Consider the following 22,656-nt stretch of genomic DNA (forward strand, 5'->3'; position numbering starts at 1 on the left):
TTTCGGGTTTTGCCCGATATCAGACCAAATGTTCGATATCGGGCATTATTATAAAATACATATTACATAATATTCTGAAAATCAATTATTTGTAATTGGCATCTGCCTTGCAAAACCCTGTCCAAATAAACCAACCAATGGACAAATCGATTGAAGAAGAAGTATCTGTCAGGAAAAAAAAGAAAAGGACCCTGATCATAGCCGTCATCGTATTGGTGATCATCGGCGCAGTACTTGCCATGCGTGCCTATATTAAACCTTCGGTCTCTAAAGCTGAGATTACATCGGCCATAGCTGAAACAGGCAGCATTGAGAATACCATCAATGCCAATGGCGAGGTGCTGCCGGAATTTGAGGAGATCCTGACCAGCCCGATCAATGCTGCAGTTAGAAACGTGCTGATGGATGCAGGAACCAAAGTAAAAGCCGGACAGTCGATCCTTACACTGGATAAATCTGCGGCGCAGACCGAATTTGATAAGCTGAGCTTTCAGATCGAATCCAAAGAGAACGAGATCAGGAAGTTGAAGCTGGACCTGGAAAAGAGCTTTTACGACATTAAATCCAACAACAGCATCAAGCAGCTGCGCATCAGTAACTTTAAAGACGCAGTTTCAAGTGCGCAAAGGCTTTTTAAAGCGGGGGGTGGTACCAAAGAAGATATAGAACAAGCCGAACTGAACCTGAAGGTGGCCGAACTGGAAAAACAGCAGCTCGAAAATGAGATCAGGAGCAAGCAGCAGACCATGAAGATCGAGATCAGGGAAGCAGAGATTGCGCTGGCCATTCAAAGAAACGACCAGCTGGCATTCAAAAGGAAGCTTGACCTGGCCAATGTTATCGCTACGCGGGATGGCGTGGTGACCTGGGTCAATAAGAATATAGGGGCGAGCATCAAAGAGGGCGAATCGCTGGCACGGATTGCCAACCTGAGCAGTTATAAAGTAGCCGGAAGCATTTCGGATACCCAGCTGGATCAGCTGCGGAATGGTATGCCGGCTATCGTCCGGATCAACGAACAGCAATTGCGTGGTACGGTGGTGAGCATTTCTCCGGCGGTCAGCAATTCGATAGTTTCATTTGAAGTACAGCTTGATGAAAAGAACAGCAAACTGCTAAGGCCCAATCTTAAAGCTGATGTATTTTTAATTACAGATACGCGCAGTAAAGTGTTGCGCGTGCCCAACGGACCTGCTTTTAAAGGCTCAAACCTGCAACAGATTTTTGTGCTCAAAGCTGGTAAGGCCGTCAGACGGGAGGTGAAAACAGGGCTCAGCAATTTTGATTACATCGAGATTGTCAGCGGGATAAAGGCAGGTGAGCAGGTGATCACTTCTGATCTGAGTAAATACGAGTATGCAAAAGAAATTGTGATAGAAGATTAGGCCATGAAGATCAGATTTGTCATATTACTTTTCATCATCGGCACAGGTCTTCAGCTGACAGCCCGTGCAGGAAATGCCGACACACTCAGACTCACACTCCGCGAAGTCGTAGAACGGGCAAAGGCCAACTCTATTGCCGCCAAACAGGCGATTACCGTCAGAGAAACCAAATATTGGGAATGGCGTACGTTTAGGTCAAATTATCAGCCTCAGCTGGCCTTGAGTGGCATTTTGCCGGGCTATAACAAGACTTATGCCCAGGTGCTCCAGCCCAATGGATCTATCTTATTCCAGCCAATCCGCAACGATAATTCGTCGCTAACGCTGGATTTTAAACAGAGTATAGCTGCTACGGGCGGAACTGTTTACGGAACAACGGAGTTACAGCGTTTCAGTGATTTTGACCGCAATACGGTACTTTATAATGGCACACCTTACGGCATTGGCTATACCCAGCCTCTGCTGCAGTTCAACAGCCTGAAATGGGACAAGAAAATAGAGCCGCTGAAGTTCAATGAAAGTAAGCAGGCCTACATAGAATCCCAGGAAAACATCTCGATCATGGTAACGGGCTATTTCTTTGATCTCCTGTTGGCCCAGGTCAACCTGCACCTGGCAGAAAGCAATTTTGCCAATACGGATAAGATCCTGAATATTGCCAATACCAAGTTTGAACTGGGTAAGGTTTCTAAGAACGAGATTCTGCAGCTGCAGTTGGAGCGCCTGAATGCCCAGAAGGCGGTGGGTACGGCCAGGCGTGACGTGGAAATAGCGGGACTGACGCTGCGCAGCTATGCGGGTATAGAGGGCGAGGACCGGATTGTACTCACCACACCTGCCGCTGTCGGCCAGTTTAGCGTGTCTGCGGATAAGGTTTTGGCGGAGGCTTTTGAGAACCGCTCTGATGCGATTGCTTTTGTGCGCCGCATTGCGGAAGCTAAAAGGGATGTAGCTAAGGCTAAGGGCGAGAATGGTCTGGTGGCTACGTTGAGGGCCAATCTGGGTTTTTCGAATGCGGGAAACCGGATCTTTGATGTCTATAAATCGCCAAAAAGCCAGCAGTCTGTTGAGATCCAGTTGTCTATTCCGGTGCTGGACTGGGGCAGGTCCAAATCAAGGGCCAAGACGGCACAGGCCAATGAGCAGTTTACGGTTTATGAGGTCGAGCAGGACAAGCAGACTTTTAAGCAGCAGATCGTGACCCAGGTGACGCTCTTCAACATGATGCAGGAACAGATGGAACTTACTGCCCAGGCAGACAGGATTGCCGCTGAAAAATACCAGATTGCCAGTGAGCGCTATGTGCTTGGCAATTTGAGCATTACTGATCTGAGCATCGCCTTCCAGGAAAATGACCGGGCAAAAAGGGATTTTATAGCGGCGCTCAGGGATTTCTGGGGGGCATACTATCAGCTCAGGTACTTGTCGCTGTATGATTTTGAACGAAATGAAAAGATAACTTATAAATAAACCATTAAATACATACCAAATGATACGTTTACAAAATATTGAAAAGGTCTACCGGACCGATACGGTGGAGACACTGGCCATCAATGACATTAGCCTCGATATTGCAAAAGGGGAATTTCTATCCATTATGGGGCCATCGGGTTGCGGCAAGAGTACCCTGCTGAACATCATGGGCCTTCTGGATGAGCCTTCAAGGGGCAGCATTCGCATCGATGATCAGGATACGTCCAGATTCAACGACCAGCAACTCGCAAAATTCCGCAATCAGAAACTGGGTTTTATCTTTCAGAGTTATCACCTGATCAACGACTTACAGGTACTGGACAATGTGGAGCTGCCTTTACTCTACAGAACTTCCTCCGCCAAAGAGCGCAGGGAACTGGCAACTGAAGCACTGGTAAAGGTAGGCCTCAGCAACCGTTTGAAGCATTTCCCTACGCAGCTGAGCGGTGGTCAGCGTCAGCGGGTCGCCATTGCGCGCGCTATCGTAGGCCGTCCGCAGATCATTCTGGCTGATGAGCCGACAGGTAATCTGGATAGCGCTATGGGCAATGAGATTATGGAGATCCTGATCAACCTGAACAAGAACGACGGCACGACCATCATCATGGTGACCCACGACGAAAATATGGCGCATAAAACACACCGTCTGGTCAGGTTGTTTGACGGCTCCCACGTTCAGTAATTCATTTGAGCATTTATTATTATGCTAACCATTTAACCATCTGTTATTATGCTTAAAAATTATTTAAAAATAGCCATAGCCGTACTGCTCCGCAGGAAGTTTTTCACCTTCATTAGTCTGTTTGGGATTAGTTTTACACTGACCATCCTGATGACCTCGACTGCGCTGGTTGAAAATATACTGAGCCCGTCTTATCCGGACTTCAAAAGAGACCAGATGCTTTTTTTAACCCGGGTAACGAAAAAGAACTCTAAGGAAGGATGGATAAATAGCAGTTCGCTTTCGCTCAGTTTCATTAAGCGCTATGTTTCTACCCTGAAAAAACCAGACAAGATTGTGTTTTATTCCTTCGGCAATACCGCTAATGCCTATGTCAATAACAAAAAAATCGGGCTTGAGTTTAAGTTTACCAATGACGTCTACTGGGTAGCAACTCAGTATAATTTCCTGGAAGGGAAGCCTTACACCGCGCAGCAGATACAAAGTGCGGAGCGCGTAGCAGTGATTTCCGAGCGTACAAAAAAGGCTTATTTCGGAGATGCTGCACAGGTAACAGGTAAATACATCGAGCTGGACAATGTCAATTACCGCGTGATCGGGGTCGTGAAGGGAGTTCCAAGGACCAACAGGAATTTCTTTGGGGATGTCTATCTCCCTTATACGGTTTCTAAAACCAAGTTTGAAGACCAGGGGCTGATGGGCAATTTCGGGGTTGCGCTGGTGGCGAAGTCTGAAGCAGACCTGCCTGCGATGCGGTCAGAATATGAAAAGATGCTCAGCAAGGTGCCCCGTGAAAAGGATTTTGATAAACTGTATGTACACGCAGACGGTGCCCTGGAAGGCCTTTCCCGCAATCTGTTTGGCAATGATGACTCAGCAGGCTTTGGAAGAATGACAGCTATTATAGGTGCAATAGTGCTGTTGTTTATGCTCCTGCCAACCATCAACCTGGTCAATATCAACATTACGCGCATCATGGAAAGGTCTTCAGAAATTGGTGTCCGCAAGGCTTTTGGTGCCTCATCAAAGACGCTGGTCTACCAGTTTCTTGTTGAAAATATCATCCTGACTCTTCTGGGGGGGATTCTGGGGGTGGTTTTTTCATTTCTCGCAATCTATGTATTCAACCGGTCGGGTTTCACGCCGGATTTTGAAGGTTCACTTAACTTCACCGTTTTGTCTATAGGGCTGGGGCTCTGCCTGATCTTTGGGCTGATGTCAGGTGTATATCCCGCCTGGCGTATGTCAAGGCTCAATGTGGTCGCTGCGCTGAAGGCCCAATAGGCAGATTTATTTACATAATAAGACATTATCATGTTCAGACATTTATTTAAATTGATATGGAACAAAAGGAAGCACAACGTCCTGTTCCTCTCCGAGATCCTGGTCTCTTTTCTGGTGATTTTCGCCATATCGTCCATGCTGGTTTACTACTACCTCAATTATAGGAAGCCTGCCGGCTTTCAGTATGAAAAGGTATGGGCAATAGGATATTCTAATCCCTTAAAAACAAAAGACAAAGATACCCTGTCGGCATTTTACGACCAGGTAAAATCTACCCTGAATGCGGTGCCCGAAATTAAAGAAGTTAGCTTTTCGAGCTATAATTTTCCTTATGCAAACAGCAATTCTACTACCGGCTTCGAGTATAATGGTAAAAAATACAACCAGGTCAATTTTTATCAGGTGGATGAAAATTACGACAAAGCATTGTCCGCTAAAGTTGTGGAGGGCCGATGGTTTAAAAAAGAGGACCGGGTCATGAAAAATAACTTTACTGTGATCAATACCACCCTTAAGGAAGCCATATTTGGCAGTCAGTCTGCTATCGGCAAACTTGTCGGCGATGATAAAGCGAAGATTATTGGTGTGATTGAGGACATAAAAACCGGGGGCGATTTCTATCCTGCCGGATATGGGGGGTACAAAATGCTGGATTCAGCTTCATTTGAATGGATTGGGACCATTTTGATTCAGGTTACAGACAATGCAGACGCTGCCTTTGAAAGCCGCCTTTCCAAACTTCTGGCAAGAACTATTCCCAATTCTAACATCGCGATCAGCCATCTGACTGACCTGAGGGATTCCAAAAACTCTAACACCGTTATTCCAGTGGTCATTGCCAGCATTATCGCAGGTTTCCTCATCATCAATGTGGCTCTTGGTTTATTTGGTGTACTCTGGTACAACATCAACCAAAGACGGGGAGAGATTGGTCTGCGCCGCGCGATCGGGGCAAGTGGCAATTCTGTAGCCGCACAGCTGGTCACAGAATCTTTATTACTGGCTTCTTTATCGCTTATCGTTGGATCTTTCTTCGCCATTCAGTTCCCATTGCTAAACGTATTTGATGTGCCTTCAGCCGTGTATTTTATCGCCCTGCTCTTGTCGGTCCTGTTCATTTACATTCTGGTTATCCTGTGTTCCCTGTATCCGGGCAGACAGGCAGCGGCCATACATCCTGCTATTGCATTGCATGAAGAATAATAACTATATTAACTTTGTATATGATCCTGATTGTAGATGACGATATCGCCGTAAGAACTTCACTGGCATTGCTGCTGGAAAGTGCAGGCAATAAGGTGCTTACTGCTGAAAATGCGGAAGATGCGCTGAGTGTCGTCAGCCAGCAGGTTCCAAAGCTCATCATTCTTGACCTCAACTTTTCTATCGACACTTCGGGCAGGGAGGGTATGGAACTGCTGAAAAACATCAGGGCTATAGACTCAGGTGTTCCTGTTGTGCTCATCACAGGATGGGCCAGTATTGACCTCGCTGTACAGGGTATGAAGCTGGGTGCCAATGATTTTATCAACAAGCCATGGAACAATGAGCATGTGCTGCAATCGGTAAATACCCTGCTGGATCTGCATACTGCCAAAACGAAACACAGTACGCGCAGGCAGCTGGACCAGCAATACAATTTTAAACAGATCATTGCTGAGGACCCGGTGATGCTTTCCATTCTCGAAACCATTGGACAGGTGGCGGGTACCGATGCCTCTGTACTGATCCTTGGAGAGAGCGGAACCGGAAAAGAACTGATCGCCGAGGCGATCCATGAAAACAGCCAGCGCAGGAACAAGCCCTTCGTGAAGGTCAATCTGGGCGGTATATCCAGTACTCTGTTTGAAAGTGAAATGTTTGGTCATGTACGCGGAGCATTTACCGATGCAAGGTTTGACCGTACCGGACGTTTTGAAATGGCGCACAGAGGCACGATATTCCTGGATGAAATAGGGGAGCTGGAAGCCGGAAGCCAGGTGAAATTACTGAGGGTGCTGCAGGACCGCACCTACGAGGTACTGGGCAGCAGCAGAAGTAAAATGGTGGACGCAAGGGTGGTGTGTGCAACAAATAAGAACTTGCTTGAAATGGTCGGTTCGGGCACTTTCAGAGAAGATCTGTTGTATCGCATCAACCTGATCACCATTCATTTGCCTTCTTTACGTGAACGAAAAAGTGATATACCCCTCCTGGTCAATTTTTTCATTGACAATCTAAAGGAGATCTATAACCGGCCTTATTTATCGGTGTCTTCAGCCGCTATGAAGTGGCTGCAGCAATTGGAGCTGCCCGGCAACATCAGGCAGCTAAAGAACCTCGTGGAGCGCTCCATCCTGGTCAGCAGAAATAACGAACTGGGCATAGATGACTTCAAAACACAACTCGAGGTCTCTCCGGTCAAAAAGCAAAATGTCCAGCTGCCAGGGGTGGGGAGTATCACGCTGGAAGAAATGGAGATTGAAATGGTCAGACGTGCCATGAATTTTCACCACAACAAGATCACCAAAGCTGCTGCTTCATTGGGAATAACCCGCAATGCGCTTTACCGGAGGCTGGAAAAGTACCAGATTCCATATCATGATGATGAGGATTAACCTATGAAATGGAGAATAAACCGGGTAAAGCTTAAGACTAGATTTATTCTTTTTATCATTGTCATTCACCTGATCTTTTTAGTGCTCTGCTATCTGATTTTTGAAAAGAACAAGTTGTTTTTTATAGCTTCTGAAGCTTTCGTGCTGATCTCCTTGTCCATTTCAATTGGCTTGTACCGGCAGCTTATTGAACCGATCACTTATATCAAAGATGGAATCAATGCCATTAAAGACCGTGATTTTAATGTGAAGTTTTTGCTCACAGGCAAGACTGAGATCGATGAACTGATCGGCGTATACAACCAGATGATGGACGCACTGCGTGAGGAACGGACCCGGCAGGAAGCGCAGCATTTTTTTCTGGAGAAGCTGATCCATACCTCACCGACGGGTATCATCATACTGGATTACGACCATCAGATCAGGCAGATCAATCCAAAAGCCGGGCAGATACTGGGAGCCAGTGCCGATGATTTTGTAAAGCAGCTCGAACCGCTCAAAACCGGTGAATCCAAAACCATCAGGATAGGGAGCATCAATACCTATAAGGTTCAGAAGTCCAATTTCATTGACCGTGGTTTCCCAAGGGTATTTGTCATGATCGAGGAAGTGACCGCAGAGATCTTTGAAGCGGAAAAAGGTGCTTATGGCAAAGTGATCCGGATGATGGCCCATGAGGTTAACAATACCATTGGGCCTGTGAATTCCATTCTGAATATGGCGCTTGATACGGATGAATTGTGGAAGTCCGGGGATAAAGCTTCATTGAAGAATGCCCTGAATGTGGCGGTCGAAAGAAACCAGAACCTGAACCTGTTCATGAGAAACTTTGCTGACCTGGTCAAACTGTCTCCGGTCAGTAAACTTCGCGTTGACCTCATCCCATTAATTCACAACGTAGCAGACTTTATGCAAATAAAAGCCCGGCAGCATGATGTCATTTTTGAGTTCCGGCTTCCTTACCAGCCATTTTACATCTATGCTGACGCATTGCAAATGGAACAGGTGCTGATCAACATCGTAAAGAACGGAATAGAAGCAATTGAAACACATGGTCTGATCAGCTTCTCACTGGACCCCGCGCGTAAAACCCTGATCATAGCTGACAATGGAAAAGGCATTTCCGCAGAAATGAATGAGCAGCTTTTCAGTCCTTTTTTCAGTACTAAGAAAGACGGGCAGGGCATAGGCCTGACCCTGGTCAGAGAGATTTTGCTGAACCACGGATTTGAGTTTTCTTTAAAGACTATGACTCCGGGCCAAACAGAATTCTCTATCCGTTTAACCTGATTTTTCATTTTCGTGTCATAACATTTATCCCGGGCTATCATCCTGACTTTTTTACTACAATATTCAAATGTTGAGTATTAACTTTGCCCTACTTATTAATTTAAGTGACACATGAGACTTCAACACATCAAAAATATAAGTAGTATAGCGATATTGCTCACACTCGCCTTCACCACCAACCTGTTTGCCCAGCAGACCAGGATCAGCGGAACAGTCACTGATGCCGGCAATAAGGAAACCATTCCTTATGTCTCCTTTATACTGATCCCGAGCGGGATGGGCGGTAAAACTGATATCGACGGAAAGTTCAGTATGAACCTGACCGGAAACGATACCCAGATCAAATTCAGCTATGTTGGCTACAAGACGCAAATCAAAAACATCAAACCGGGTGTTTCCCAGACCATTAATGTCCAGCTGCAGGATGAAGCCATGCAAATGAACGAGGTGGTGATCAGGGGAACTAAAAGAGGACCGTACAGGAACCGTGAAAATCCGGCTGTTGCGCTCATCCGCAAGGTCATCGCCAACAAATCAAAGAACCGGACCGAGAGTTATGACCAGGTGGCTTATCAGAAGTATGAACGTATGCTGTTTTCCCTGAGTAACCTTTCCGACAAATTCAAAAACAAGAAAATCTTCCGCAATTACCAGTTCCTGTTCCAGGAGCAGGATTCTACTAAAATAGGCGGAAAAACCACGCTGCCAGTATTCCAGCAGGAGAAACTCTCTGATAATTATTACACAAAGCATCCGGAAAAAACAAAATCCATCATCATCGCCGATAAGAAGGTAAACTTTGATGAGAAATTTATAGACAACCAGGGTCTGAGTTCTTATTTCGACAGGATGTACCAGGACATTGACATTTATGACAACAACATCTCTGTGGTCAGCAATCAACTGCTGAGCCCGATAGCCGATGGTGCGCCTGGTTTTTACAAGTTCTTTATTACAGATACCATCAAGGACCACAATCCGAAACTGGTGGAGCTGTCTTTCATGCCACGAAACAAAACAGATCTTTTATTTGAAGGCAAGCTTTATGTGACGCTAGATGGCAACTATGCGGTTCAGAATGCTTACCTCACAGTCAATAAAGACATTAACCTCAACTTTGTCCGTGCACTTGAAGCGAAGCTTGATTTTGATCAAAACCCTGACAAGCGCTACCACCTGAGCAAAAGCAACCTGATTGTTGACTTTGGACTGAGTAAAAATGGCGGTACAGGCTTTACCGGCGAGCGGACCGTGACCTACAAAGATTTTAAGATCAACGAACCAATTCCGGATTCTGTGTTTAAAATCCCGGCCAAGCTTGCTGTGGCACCGGATGCAACCGCTAAATCAGATGCCTTCTGGTCTGCCAACAGACCTGAGTCGCTGGGTAATGTAAACCTGCAGGTATACCATAACATTGACAGTTTGCAGACCATTCCTTCCTTTAAAAGAACAATGGATGTGGTGACCCTGCTCTTCGCAGGATATAAAGATTTCGGGCCTTTTGAAATGGGACCGGTCAATACTTTTTACAGCTTCAATAATGTAGAAGGTTTTCGTTTACGTCTCGGCGGCCGAACCACCACTGCATTGAGCAAAAGGTACTATTTTGAAACATACGCCGCATATGGCTTTACCGATCAGAAATGGAAGTACTTCCTGAGCGGAACCTATTCTTTGAATAACAAGTCGATTTATTCTTTTCCTCAGAACTACATCAGGGCCAGCTTCCAGCGTGATACCAAGATCCCGGGGCAGGACCTGCAGTTTGTACAGGAAGACAATTTCCTGCTTTCCTTTAAAAGAGGAGAGAACAACATGATGCTGTACAATGACTTTTACAGGCTGGATTATGTTCATGAATTTGAAAATCATTTTTCTTACAGCGTTGGCCTGCGCAAATGGAACCAGTCGCCTGCAGGTAATTTGTATTTCAACAATTCGCCGAACAACCTCTTTACCAGGATCAATAACATCAGCACCTCTGAGGTGACCCTGCAACTGCGTTACGCACCTGATGAGAAATTTTACCAGGGTAAAATATACAGGACACCGCTTGTAGGGCCTAATCCTGTTTTTAACCTCCGTTATACTGCAGGCATCAAAGGTTTGCTGGGCGGGGAGTACAACTACCATAATTTTATGGGCAGCATCGACAAGCGTTTTTACCTGTCTCAGCTTGGCTACAGTGACGTGACACTGGAAGGCGGTTATATCATAGGTAAAGTGCCATTTCCTTTGCTGGATATCCATCGTGCCAACCAAACTTATGCCTATCAGCTCAACTCTTACAACCTGATGAACTTTATGGAGTTTGTGAGTGACCATTATGCCAGCATCAATATTGACCACAATTTCAACGGTTTCTTTTTCAATAAGATGCCGCTAATCCGTCGTCTGAAATTAAGGGAAGTGCTTTCATTCAAAGCATTGTATGGCGGATTGCGTGATGAAAACAACCCGGCAATCAACACCAGTACCCTTCAGTTTGTAAGAAACAAAGAAGGCATACCGCTTACCGGTTCTTTAAATAATGATCCTTATATAGAGGGCAGTGTAGGTGTGGCCAATATCTTTAAAGTCTTAAGAGTTGATGCGGTCAAACGTTTTACCTACCTGGACAATCCAATGGTCTCCGGCTGGGGGATCCGCGCCCGGGTCAAGTTTGATTTCTAGGCACTTTCAGGTTATTCCTCCCGGTCAAGGTTCTCTTCCCGGTTTGAATGAGGATGGTTTTTGGCCATATTGTCCTCCTGTTCCTGAGGTTCGTGAGCAGCAATATCCCGGCTTGGATCATCTGACTGATCTCCGCTGCCTGCTTCATCTGAAAAATCTTCGGCCCGAAGATCCGCAAGCTCATCACCGTGTTTTTCAGGTTCCAGGTTCTGGTCCAGTCTTTTATTCCAATTGTCTATTCCTTTGTTGTTCGTTTGCTCAGCCATCATGGTTTGTTTTAATTATTCTATAAACAACGGAAAACCGTCTTTGTTTAGGCAGCTATTGTAACAGTTTTACACCAGCGATTACATTTTTGGAAAATTCTACTAAATTCAAGGCATGAAACCAAGTATCAAAACTATCGCCTGTCTTTTGCTTCTGGCATTGAGCCTGGAAGCCATTCCGGGTACAGCACAAATCTTCAATCCTGCAGACCTTAAACTCGTAAGCAGTCAGTTTTCTTTCACAGAAGGACCTGCAGTCAATAAAAAGGGAGAGATCTATTTTACCGATCAGCCCAATGACAAGATCTGGAAATACGGCACCGATGGACAGCTATCCCTGTTTATGGACAAGACGGGCCGCTCCAACGGATTGTATTTTGACAAGAAAGGAAACCTGCTTGCCTGCGCGGATGAAAAAAATGAGCTCTGGTCTATCGATAAAAATAAAAACATCACTGTACTGATCACTGATCTGGATGGTAAAAAGCTAAACGGCCCCAATGACCTGTGGCTCGATAAAAAAGGAGGGATCTATTTCACTGACCCTTATTACCAGCGTGATTACTGGACCAGGAAGAAACCGGAAATAGAAAAGCAAAATGTATACTACATTCCCGCGGGCAAGGAAAAAAAGATCCTGCTCGCGTTGGATGACCTGAAACAACCCAACGGCATTGTCGGAACTCCCGACGGCAAATACCTGTATATAGCTGACCTGGGCGCACAAAAAACTTACCGGTACACCATTGCTGAAGCAGGGAAACTGACTGAGCGTAAGCTCATGTTTGAAAAAGGATCAGATGGTATGACACTGGACAACCAGGGTAATATCTACATCACAGGAAACGGAGTGACGGTTTACAATCCTGAAGGAACGCAGATCGCCCATATCCCCTTAAAAGGCTGGACTGGCAATGTCTGCTTTGGTGGCAAGAACAGATCTGATCTGTTCATTACCTCCTCAAAGTCAGTATATACCATTCCAACCACAGTAAAAGGGGTAGAGTAACTACCCCAATTTCAATGCTACCTTTTTGCCGGTTTTCGCAGCCAGATAAATGGCATCAATAATCTTGAGATCTTTTACTCCTTCTTCGCCATCAACCGGGACTACAGGCACTTTACCATTTAATATAATGTCAGAAAATTCTTCCATTTGCACCGTCTGATGGGTGACATGGGGATGGGTCAGCTCACCTTTGTTGGTACGTCCTTTTATCGGGCCGTAACCGGTTGAAGGCTGTAATTCCGCAAATCCTTTCTCACCATTCAGGAAAAACCTGTCCAGATTGTTCATGGCATAGGTAGAGAGGCAGGAAGCCACGGCACCCCCTGGAAAACCAAACTGGAACTGGATCGTCTCATCCACACCTTCAGCAAACCTTTCCGGCTGTGTTTTCGTTTCCTGGGCCGTGACCCATACCGGTTCTTCACCAACCATATACCTTGAACCGTTAATGGCATAAATGCCAATGTCCATCAAAGAACCACCACCTGCCAGCTGCTTATTTAACCGCCACTGTTTAGGATCACCGATATTGAAGCCGCACAAGCCCTGGAAGAACATGATCTTTCCAAACTCACCAGCTTTTCTCATCCTGATGATCTCCAGGGTTTTAGGTTCAAAATGCATCCTGTAGCCCACCAATAGTTTCACACCCGCCTTTTTGCAGGCATCTACCATTTCCTGTCCCTCTTTGGCGTTCAGTGCCATCGGCTTTTCACAGATCACATGTTTTCCAGCCTTTGCCACACGGATCGCCTGGTCATGGTGCAATCCGTTGGGCGTGGTAATGTATACCGCATCTATATCCGGATTGTTTTTGATGGCATCAAAACTCTCATAGTTGTAACAATTTTTTTCGGGGATGCCGTATTTGCTCTGCCAGTTCGTAATTTTTGAAGGCGTACCACTGATCACGCCAACCAGTTTTGCTTTTTTGCAGTCACGCATGGCATCAGCAACGCGGGTGCCATAACCGCCCAGTCCCATTATAGCTACCCTCAAAACGGGACCATCATAATTTTCCTCAATGATCTTCACCTCATTTGCCAGTCCGGACAGCGGAGCCAGGGGTAAAGTGATGGCCGATGCGGCCAGTAATTGTAAAAAGTCGCGGCGTGTATTCATACTTTAATCATTTGGTTATACTATTGATAATTTAGCTTACACAAGTACCAAAAGGGTTTATTGTTGTAATTGGTTTTCAACAAGATAACAATTTATATCAATTTTAAAGAAACTGGCCATCTGTATAGGACTTTCCGGCCAGACAGTTGTCTTTTAATCAGAATTATTACGCCCGACCAAAAAAATAATTAGGAATTTAAAGAAGAAAAATTATATATTTATTTTAATGTCATTGAAATATTACACTGTAAGCTTCCAGTGACATTAAGCAGCCCTGATCAAACATGGGCACAACCAAATAAACCAGATAAACTAAACTGTATGAACCGATCACTCCATCCGGGCATTCCTGCTGTCCAAGATAAGAACAGAATTTTTCTAACAAGTAGCAATTCCGCGTCTTAAATTCCACTCGTTACTAAATCGTTTTCTCTTATACCAAATAACCATTATGGCTAAACTCTACTTACTTGTTGTATGCTTTTTTCTATTGACTTCCTGCGGCCAGTCCGGTAAAGACGGACAAGACGCGGCTGCTGAAAACCCACTATTCAAATTATTGGATTCCTCAAAGACCAATATTCTTTTTGCAAACAACATCAGTGAAAATTTTGAACATAATGTGTTTAACTATCCTGCTTTTTATAATGGAGCCGGGGTAGCAATGGGTGATTTAAACAACGACGGACTGGATGAGCTCTATTTTTCGGGAAACATGACCGGAAATAAACTTTACCTGAACCAGGGTGATATGCATTTTGCGGATATCACCGACCTGGCAGGCGTGGCCGGGAGGGACAACTCCTGGAAGAACGGGGTAAATATGGCTGATGTAAATGGTGACGGAAAGGTGGATATCTACGTCTGTTACTCTGGCCGGCGCCCTGGCGCGGACCGCAGAAACCAGCTTTTTATCAATCAGGGACTCAATTCCGAAGGCCTGCCCACGTTCAAGGATGAGGCAGAAGCCTATGGCCTCGCAGATACTGCATATAGTACACAATCGCACTTTTTTGATTATGACCGCGATGGCGATCTTGACCTCCTGCTGGTAGATGAGAACATTAACGTTCTTACCAATCTGGACGACATTACCATACAAGAATTGCTAAAAACTCCGGACTCAAAGACCGCGACCAAGCTGTTTAGAAATGATAAAGGGCATTTTAAAGACGTAACAATAAGCGCAGGCCTTCAGAGTTCATCATTATCCTATGGATTGGCAGCGGCAATTTCAGACGTAAATGGCGATGGATGGCCAGATATGTATGTATCGAATGACTATTCTATAAAGGATTATCTTTACATCAATAATCATGATGGTACCTTTACCGATCAGCTGAATAACCATCTTGAACATATTTCCATGTACTCGATGGGCAATAGTATAACAGATGTGAACAATGATGGCCTTCCAGATATCTTCACACTGGACATGCTTCCCGAAGACAACCGCCGCCAGAAATTGCTGCAGGGATTCGACAATTATGAATTCTTTTACCTGAACCTGAGAAACGGGCTATACTATCAGTATATGCGGAATATGCTTCACATTAACAATGGAAACGGGACCTTCAGCGAAATTGGCCAGCTGGCAGGAATTTCCAATACAGACTGGAGCTGGGCACCGTTATTTGCCGACTTTGATAATGACGGCTGGAAAGATCTCTTTGTAACCAACGGATATCTGCATGACTTTACCAATATGGACGTTGTAAAATACAACCAAAACTATTTTAAGAACGTCAACGGCGAAGTAGAACCAAGGCATATTTTAGAAATGCTGAGTAAACTGCCCTCATCCGATGTGAAAAACTACATCTATAAAAATAACGGCAATTTAACTTTTGACAATAAAGGCAAAGAATGGGGCATGAGCATTCCTTCAAATAGCAACGGGGCCGTTTACGGCGATCTTGACAATGATGGTGATCTTGACCTTGTCGTAAACAACATCAATAAAACCGCTTTTGTTTATCAGAACCAGGGCGATTCCTCAAATCATTACCTGAGAATAAAACTTAAAGGCCTGAAGCAAAATACAGATGGTTTAGGAGCGATGGTTACCATTTTTTCTAAAGGAAAGCAGCAGTGTGTTGAACAAATGCCTTCAAAAGGTTATTTGTCAACCGTATCTGCAACCCTACATTTTGGACTTGGCAAGCAAAAAGAAATCGATTCCCTGCGCATTGTATGGCCCGATGGAAAAATGCAGACACTGACCAAAGTGGGAGCCGACAGGCTGCTGTACATTTATGAAAAAGATGCAAGCGGAACCTATCAAAAACCAAAGCCAGTTGCTCCTGTTTTTAAAGAAGTGCCCTCTGCCATACCATTGGTTGAAGTGAAGAATGACATCAATGATTATAAACGCCAGCCACTGCTAGTAAATGCGCTCTCCTTTACCGGACCCTGTATGGCAAAAGGCGATGTAAACGGGGACAAACTGGAAGATGTATTCACAGGTGGTGGTGTAAACAGGCCCGGAGCGTTGTATATACAGCAACAAGGGGGGAAATTCATTAAAAACGAGCAGCCCTTTCTCAGTGACCAGCAGAGTGATGATGCAAATGCTGTTTTTTTTGATGCCAATGGAGACGGCTTCCAGGACCTGTATGTTGTGAGCGGCGGCTACCGGAACTTTAAAGATGGTGACCCATTGCTTCAGGACAGGCTATACCTCAATGACGGTAAAGGCAATCTTTCAAAATCTGTCACCTCTTTACCGGAAATGCGGATCAGCAAAAGCTGTGCACGCGTCGGCGATTTTAATGGCGATGGACATCCGGACCTGTTTGTAGGTGGCCGCAACGCAGGATCAAGATACCCCGAACCACCCAAAAGCTTTATGCTGATCAATGATGGCAAAGGTCATTTCACAGACCAGATCAGGAAAGCAGCACCAGAGCTTGAGTACATAGGCATGGTTACCAGTGCCGCATGTCTTGACCTCAATGGTGACAAAAAACAAGACCTTGTATTGGCAGGCGACTGGATGCCGCTCAGTGTTTTTATCAATGAGGGGGGCAAATTGAAGAACAGGACCAGTAAATACTTTGACAAGGAATACACCGGCTGGTGGAACAGCCTGAAGGTAGAAGACATGAACGGCGACGGGCATCCCGATCTTATCGCAGGCAATCTGGGCCTCAACAGCCAGTGCAAGGCGAGTGATCAGGAACCAGCAGAATTGTGTTATAATGATTTTGATGACAACGGCTCTGTCGATCCCATCCTTTGTTTTTATATCCAGGGCAAAAGTTATCCTTACCTGACCAGAGATGAAATGCTGGACCAGATGAGCATCATGCGCCCGCGTTTTCCGGATTACGCAAGCTACGCAGATGCTGGCATGAAAGAAATATTCACCCCGGAGGAGATGAAAGGGGCCAAAACCCTGAAAGCCAATTACCTGAAAACCGCCTATTTTGAAGGCAGTGCCAATGGCAAATTCAAAGAAAAACAACTGCCGATACAGGCCCAGTACTCACCGGTATATACCATTACACCGATAGATTATAACGGCGACGGTCACAAAGACCTGCTGCTCTGCGGAAACATTTACCAGTCGCGTATCCGCTTTGGCCAGTACGACGCCAACCACGGCATACTTTTGAAAGGTAACGGAAAAGGCGGATTTACTTACATTCCTGACCAGCAGAGCGGCCTGAAGCTCAAAGGGGATGTAAGGAGCGTCATTGCGCTGAACAATACCTTGTATGTAGGTATCAATCAGCAGAAAATGAGGGCCTTCCAGTTCAATAACGTTAAATAGAAATTCAATAAGATTAAATAGTATTCAACAAAATAAAATAGAAACGTCACAATAGTAATATGCCGATGAAACAACTGATAATTTGCTGTACGTTGCTGCTCTGTCTGATGGGCTGTAAGAAAAAAGAGAAAGATCCGGAACTGACGAATAAAGACATCGCCAGGGTCCTGGAGCAGATGACCCAGTTCATGATCCACGACGTCACCAACCCGCCGCTGGCCGGCCGGTTTTATTCCTATGCCTGCATCTCGGGATATACCGTCATGGCCTTGAACGATTCGAGCGTAGTGCCTTTGAAAGGAGTTCTAAACGAATTTCCCGACATCAACACCCCTCTCGATTCAGGAGCATACTCCCCCCAGCTCAGCGCCATCCTGGCCATGACAGGCACAGCAAAGAAGATGCAGCCCTCAGGCAAGAAGTTTGGCGACTTTGAGCAGCAATTTCTAGACTCCTGCCGTAAGATCGGATTCTCTGATGAAATCATCGCACACTCACAGTCCTATGCCAATCAGGTCATCAAACAGATCATGCCTTATGCCAAAAAAGACCGCTACCACAGGATCAGCAATTACCCGCGCTATACGCCGTTAAATACGGAGGGCAGCTGGTATCCGACCCCGCCTGCATTTTTTGCACCGGTAGAGCCATATTTCAATACGGTACGTCCGTTTTTTATCGATTCCGCGCAAGCGTTCAAATCGGTTCCGCCTATTTCCTATTCAAAAGATAAAAATTCTCCCTTTTTCAAACTCCTGACAGGCGTTTATACAGAAGGAGGAGCAGGATTGACGCCTGAACACAGAGAGATCGCAGGTTTTTGGGACTGCAATCCCTTTGCCCTCAAAAATGAAGGACACTTAATGGTGGGCTTAAAAAAGATCTCACCAGGTGCGCACTGGGTCGGCATTACAGGTATCGCCTGCCAGAAAGCTAAAGTAAACTTCTCAAAAGCGCTGGAGATTTATACAGTCGTCGCTATGGGCATCACAGACAGTTTCATCAGCTGCTGGGACGAAAAATACCGGAGCAACAGAATCCGCCCCGAAACGGCGATCAGGAGACTGATAGACCCCAAATGGAAACCCCTGCTGCAAACCCCGCCCTTTCCCGAATACATGAGCGGCCATTCACACATCTCCTCCACAACAGCGACCATTCTTACCTATTACTTTGGCGACAATTTCAGCTATACAGACGATGTAGAGGAAAACTATGGGCTAAAGTCAAGAAAATTCAGCTCATTCAACGAGGCCGCAAAAGAAGCCGCCATGAGCAGATATTGGGGTGGAATCCACTTCCTGGACGGAATTGAAAACGGTGTAAACGTAGGCAATGCCATCGGTAAGCACATAGTAGACGAGCTCAAAGCCAATCAGATCAAACCATTAAACCAATCAAATAAACTGTAAATATCAATCTAAACTGTAAACCTTAATCATTAAAACATGAAGAAAATTCTACTGACACTCTCAGCTCTGGCAACATTAACTTTATTTGCTTCAAAGACCCAGGCCCAGGGTTGCGTAGCCATTCGCAGTACAGGCGGCATCTGCTCCATGACTGAGCATCCTGAAGGAGAACACACCACCGGAGGCAGCTGGATATTGAATGTGAATACCCGCTATTTTATGTCCAATAAACATTTTAAAGGAGATGTCTATCAGAAAGAAAGACTTGAAGTCGGCAACGAGGTGATCAACTATCAGTTTGCTACCGATCTTTCCCTGATCCGCGTATTCAATAACCGCTGGTCGGCTATGGTTGATGTTCCTATCATTTCTAATGTGAGGTCCTCCAAATACGAGCACAATGCTCCGCCAAATCTGAGCGATAAAAGGGGCAGGACCAGTTCTTTCGGTTTAGGTGACATCAGAGTTGCCGCCTACCGCTGGTTATTTAACCCTGAAACAAGTCCTAAAGCCAACCTTCAGGTCGGTTTAGGGATCAAATTCGCAACAGGGGATTACGATTACCAGGACTACTGGCAAAACGTAGGTCCGGGCGGCACACCTGAATTGCGTACTGTAGACCAATCCATTCAATTGGGTGACGGTGGTACCGGTTTAACTTTGGAGTTAAATGGATTTACCGCTGTCGCTAAAAACCTTGGCCTGTATGCCAACGCCTTTTACCTGGCCAATCCACGTCAGAATAACGGTGTGAGGACCTACCGTGAAAAAGTAAGCGCGGCTATTGCCAATGAGGCCATCAGCAGTGTACCCGATCAGTTTATGGCCAGAGTCGGTGCCAACTATGCATTGAACAAATGGGTATTTTCCGGTGGTGCCCGCATAGAAGGTATTCCGATACACGACGTCATCGGCGGCAGTGGCGATTTCCGCAGACCGGGTTATGTCATTTCGGTAGAACCCAGCATTACCTACCAGCTGAGCAAGATCAATTTCTATGCCTCCGTACCAGTTGCGGTCTACAGAAAAAGAACACAAAGCGTCACAGACCGTGCCAGGCAGACGGGTCCTGTCTTTGTAAACGGTGATGCTGCATTTGCCGACTACTCAGTTAACCTGGGCATTTCCTTCAGACTCTAATCTAAAAAATACGTTTTTATCCAGGGGCTGTCCGATCTTTTTGGACAGCCCTTTTTTTTACGGATATCTGGCGGAGAAAAATCTTTGTACAGTTGATTCCGGGACGGTCAGTTTCTTCAGGGCAACCTCTTTTTTTTTCTCTCAGCGGTCTTCTCATTTCAGTCACTTATTTTGTACCTTAATGCTTCCAAATTTATAGGGGGAATGCTCCAGGCGCTTAATCACATTTCAGGGATCCTTAAATTGAGAACATTGATCTTGTTCCTGATATTGGCTTGTATCGCCGAAAAAGGTAATGCGCAAGCCGATCCGGAACCTCATTTCAGAATAACAAATTATGACTCTCATACCATTAATGGTTTCGCCCCAGCGGGATCGACCATAAAACTTTACTATGCCGACAGCGCTTCCTTTACCCCCAGGACAGGTGTACCATTTGCAACTGTAGTAACCGATGGGCCGCCCTATTTCGTATGGCAATATACTCGCGGCAATGACCACCTGGGTGATTTTGACGGCCCGGTTGTGGTATCCATGACCAGGCCAGGGAGCGCCGAAGTGATATTTGAATCCTCCTTATTAGGCGCAGATGAAGTGAAGATTCTCAATTTTCAGCCCTGCGCCGAAACACAGACAATCTGGATGTTTCCCGGTGCAGGCGATGTTTTTACCTGGCGGGACGAAAGGGGAGATATAAAAAGCCATGACCAACTGCTGAGAGATGCGCCCCCCGGAAAGTACACGTTGGAGTATAAAAATATTGCCGGTCGCCTCTACCGCAGTGAACCTGTGCTGGTAGAAGAACCTCCGCGTGCCGTTTCCGATAACATCACGCTGCAGTGCGGAGAATTGTTTAGAGAATATGAAGGTCAATATACCGGTACGGCAGCAAGCTTCTTATGGGAAAACCAGGCAAGCGGTGCAACAATGACTGGAGACAGGGTGAGGCTTTCTCCAGGAGCCTATAACTTCTATGTGACAAGCCCTGGCGGCTGCCGTTCAGATCCTGCAATAATAACTGTCCGTGCAGCCCCTGTACTTGCCCGGATAGATGTCAGCAGCAATATACAGGTTACAAAGACAAAATGCACCGAAAACACCGGCTCTATTACCGGTGTCAGGGTCATTCCGGCACCTAATCAGACACCTAATTACAGATGGAGGGACACTGTCGGCAATGAATACCCTGTGACCGACATCCAGGGCACGATCGACATCTATAACCTGGCCGCTGGTAAATATACCCTGGAGGCTTATACCGACAACAATTCCTGTCCAACCATTCTTCTTGAGGAAGAAATCGAGGTGGAAAATGGCATAACGCTAACCCTAAATCCGGAAATACCTCAGGTACAACCCAGTTGCGGGCTAGGCAACGGATCAATCACCGGGCTCTCTGCTACCAATGCGACCAGTTTTGAATGGTATAAAGGTGACGACAGGACTACACCGGTATCTAGAGAACTGGAGCTGCATAATGCCTCGCCCGGTTTTTATACACTGATACTAAAGAACGAATTCGGGTGTACACATGAATATTCGCCCCATTTTTTCGAAATCTTTCCTGCCGTTGAACTGCTCACTCCGCCGGTCATGAAAAGCGACACCTGCAGCCTTGGTAAGGGCAGCTTAACCGGCCCGGTTTTCAACACTTCAGTCACCTACATCTGGCGCAACGAAGCCGGAGAAGAGGTGGGCAACAGGAACAGTGACCTGCTCAATGTGCCTGCCGGCAATTATACCCTGACTGCGAGCAACAGCAAATGTCAAAACACTTTTCCCTTCACCATAGGCAATACACAAACGAACATCGTCCCCCCCTTAATGGAAGACATCCTGATCTGCGCACCTTCCAGCGTAAACATCAGTTTCAAAGAGACCGCCGAAATCTACCGCATTTACAACGCCAGCGGCACACTGCTCAGCCAGAGCAGCAGCAAAGATTTCAGGATCCGTGTCGATCAGCCCGGAATCTATTACGCGGCACTCGGCAGAGGCAGCTGCGAAAGTCCCCGTACCATGTTCAGCATCGGCTTTGGCTCCTCAGGTCTGCAAATACCAACGGCTTTCAGCCCCAACGGCGACGGCATCAACGACAATTGGATGATCAAAGGCATAGAGGTATACACCACACCCGAAGTCAAACTTTTCAACCGGCAGGGCATGATGGTCTTTCACAGTTTCGGCCGTTCCCAGCCTTTTGACGGCAAAAGCAAAGGCGCAGATCTTCCGGTAGGCGTATATTATTACATGGTCCGGCCAAGTATAGAATGCCCCCCGCAAAACGGCAGCCTCACCCTAATCAGGTAAGTCCTGAATTTATTACAACAATAGCGGAGTTCTTTCTGAGAGTAGCGAAGGTCTTTCTGGAATGGTGAAGTGCTTTCTGAGAATAGCAGCTCTTTCTGAGAATAGCAAAGCTCTTTCTGAGAATACCGAAGCGCTTTCTGAGAATAAGAGAATTAACTAATTTTTAACTTGTTGAAAAAAATAATAAATCTTCAGCTTATTGTTTTTTAACGTCTTAACAATTAAATTGTACCAT

General features: G+C 45.8%; 15 protein-coding genes. 13 read left to right on the forward strand and 2 right to left on the reverse strand.

The features are described from left to right. Positions 1-137: 137 nt before the first annotated feature. From QEP08_RS11710 to QEP08_RS11745, 8 genes are all read left to right on the forward strand, one after another. Positions 138-1,385, forward strand: coding sequence for an efflux RND transporter periplasmic adaptor subunit (locus QEP08_RS11710; protein WP_285058216.1), 1,248 nt, complete (start codon positions 138-140; stop codon positions 1,383-1,385). Between the two features lie 3 nt (positions 1,386-1,388). After that, the gene (locus QEP08_RS11715) at positions 1,389-2,855 is read left to right on the forward strand and encodes a TolC family protein (protein WP_285058218.1); all 1,467 of its coding nucleotides are present in this window, start codon (positions 1,389-1,391) and stop codon (positions 2,853-2,855) included. 19 nt (positions 2,856-2,874) lie between these two features. After that, on the forward strand, positions 2,875-3,540 hold the full coding sequence (locus QEP08_RS11720; protein ID WP_285058220.1) for an ABC transporter ATP-binding protein: 666 nt from the start codon (positions 2,875-2,877) through the stop codon (positions 3,538-3,540). Between the two features lie 48 nt (positions 3,541-3,588). Further along, positions 3,589-4,824 (forward strand): ABC transporter permease, encoded by a 1,236-nt coding sequence (locus tag QEP08_RS11725; RefSeq protein ID WP_285058223.1) that lies wholly within the window; start codon positions 3,589-3,591, stop codon positions 4,822-4,824. Positions 4,825-4,854: 30 nt separating this feature from the next. Next, the gene (locus QEP08_RS11730; RefSeq protein WP_285058226.1) at positions 4,855-6,027 is read left to right on the forward strand and encodes an ABC transporter permease; all 1,173 of its coding nucleotides are present in this window, start codon (positions 4,855-4,857) and stop codon (positions 6,025-6,027) included. 20 nt (positions 6,028-6,047) lie between these two features. Continuing rightward, the gene (locus QEP08_RS11735; RefSeq protein ID WP_285058228.1) at positions 6,048-7,421 is read left to right on the forward strand and encodes a sigma-54-dependent transcriptional regulator; all 1,374 of its coding nucleotides are present in this window, start codon (positions 6,048-6,050) and stop codon (positions 7,419-7,421) included. Positions 7,422-7,424: 3 nt separating this feature from the next. After that, positions 7,425-8,711 (forward strand): sensor histidine kinase, encoded by a 1,287-nt coding sequence (locus QEP08_RS11740; protein WP_285058231.1) that lies wholly within the window; start codon positions 7,425-7,427, stop codon positions 8,709-8,711. A gap of 111 nt (positions 8,712-8,822) precedes the next feature. After that, complete coding sequence (locus QEP08_RS11745) at positions 8,823-11,387, forward strand: DUF5686 and carboxypeptidase-like regulatory domain-containing protein (RefSeq protein WP_285058234.1); 2,565 nt, start codon at positions 8,823-8,825, stop codon at positions 11,385-11,387. An 11-nt stretch (positions 11,388-11,398) separates the two neighbouring features. Here QEP08_RS11745 and QEP08_RS11750 read toward each other — a convergent pair whose 3' ends face one another. Continuing rightward, a complete protein-coding gene (locus QEP08_RS11750) occupies positions 11,399-11,653 on the reverse strand; it encodes a hypothetical protein (RefSeq protein ID WP_285058235.1) in 255 nt (84 codons plus the stop codon). 115 nt (positions 11,654-11,768) lie between these two features. Here QEP08_RS11750 and QEP08_RS11755 point away from each other — a divergent pair, with 115 nt between their 5' ends. Beyond that, a complete protein-coding gene (locus QEP08_RS11755) occupies positions 11,769-12,662 on the forward strand; it encodes an SMP-30/gluconolactonase/LRE family protein (protein ID WP_285058237.1) in 894 nt (297 codons plus the stop codon). Here the strand turns inward: QEP08_RS11755 and QEP08_RS11760 are convergent, their stop codons facing one another. Beyond that, positions 12,663-13,784, reverse strand: a complete 1,122-nt coding sequence (locus QEP08_RS11760; protein WP_285058239.1) for a Gfo/Idh/MocA family protein — start codon at positions 13,782-13,784, stop codon at positions 12,663-12,665. A 451-nt stretch (positions 13,785-14,235) separates the two neighbouring features. Between QEP08_RS11760 and QEP08_RS11765 the strand changes: the two genes are divergently transcribed. The 4 genes from QEP08_RS11765 (at position 14,236) to QEP08_RS11780 (ending at position 22,421) form a co-directional block, all read left to right on the forward strand. Beyond that, positions 14,236-17,559 carry a VCBS repeat-containing protein gene (locus QEP08_RS11765; RefSeq protein WP_285058240.1) on the forward strand — a complete coding sequence of 1,108 codons (3,324 nt, stop codon included), beginning with the start codon at positions 14,236-14,238 and terminating at the stop codon, positions 17,557-17,559. 65 nt (positions 17,560-17,624) lie between these two features. Next, entirely contained in the window at positions 17,625-18,971 is a 1,347-nt protein-coding gene (locus QEP08_RS11770; protein ID WP_285058242.1) for a vanadium-dependent haloperoxidase, read from the forward strand. 36 nt (positions 18,972-19,007) lie between these two features. Beyond that, positions 19,008-20,111 (forward strand): hypothetical protein, encoded by a 1,104-nt coding sequence (locus QEP08_RS11775; protein ID WP_285058244.1) that lies wholly within the window; start codon positions 19,008-19,010, stop codon positions 20,109-20,111. A gap of 204 nt (positions 20,112-20,315) precedes the next feature. After that, entirely contained in the window at positions 20,316-22,421 is a 2,106-nt protein-coding gene (locus QEP08_RS11780) for a T9SS type B sorting domain-containing protein (protein ID WP_285058245.1), read from the forward strand. The last annotated feature ends 235 nt before the right edge of the window (positions 22,422-22,656 follow it).

This window comes from Pedobacter ginsengisoli, from assembly GCF_030244015.1.
GTDB classification, from domain to species: Bacteria; Bacteroidota; Bacteroidia; order Sphingobacteriales; family Sphingobacteriaceae; genus Pedobacter; species Pedobacter ginsengisoli.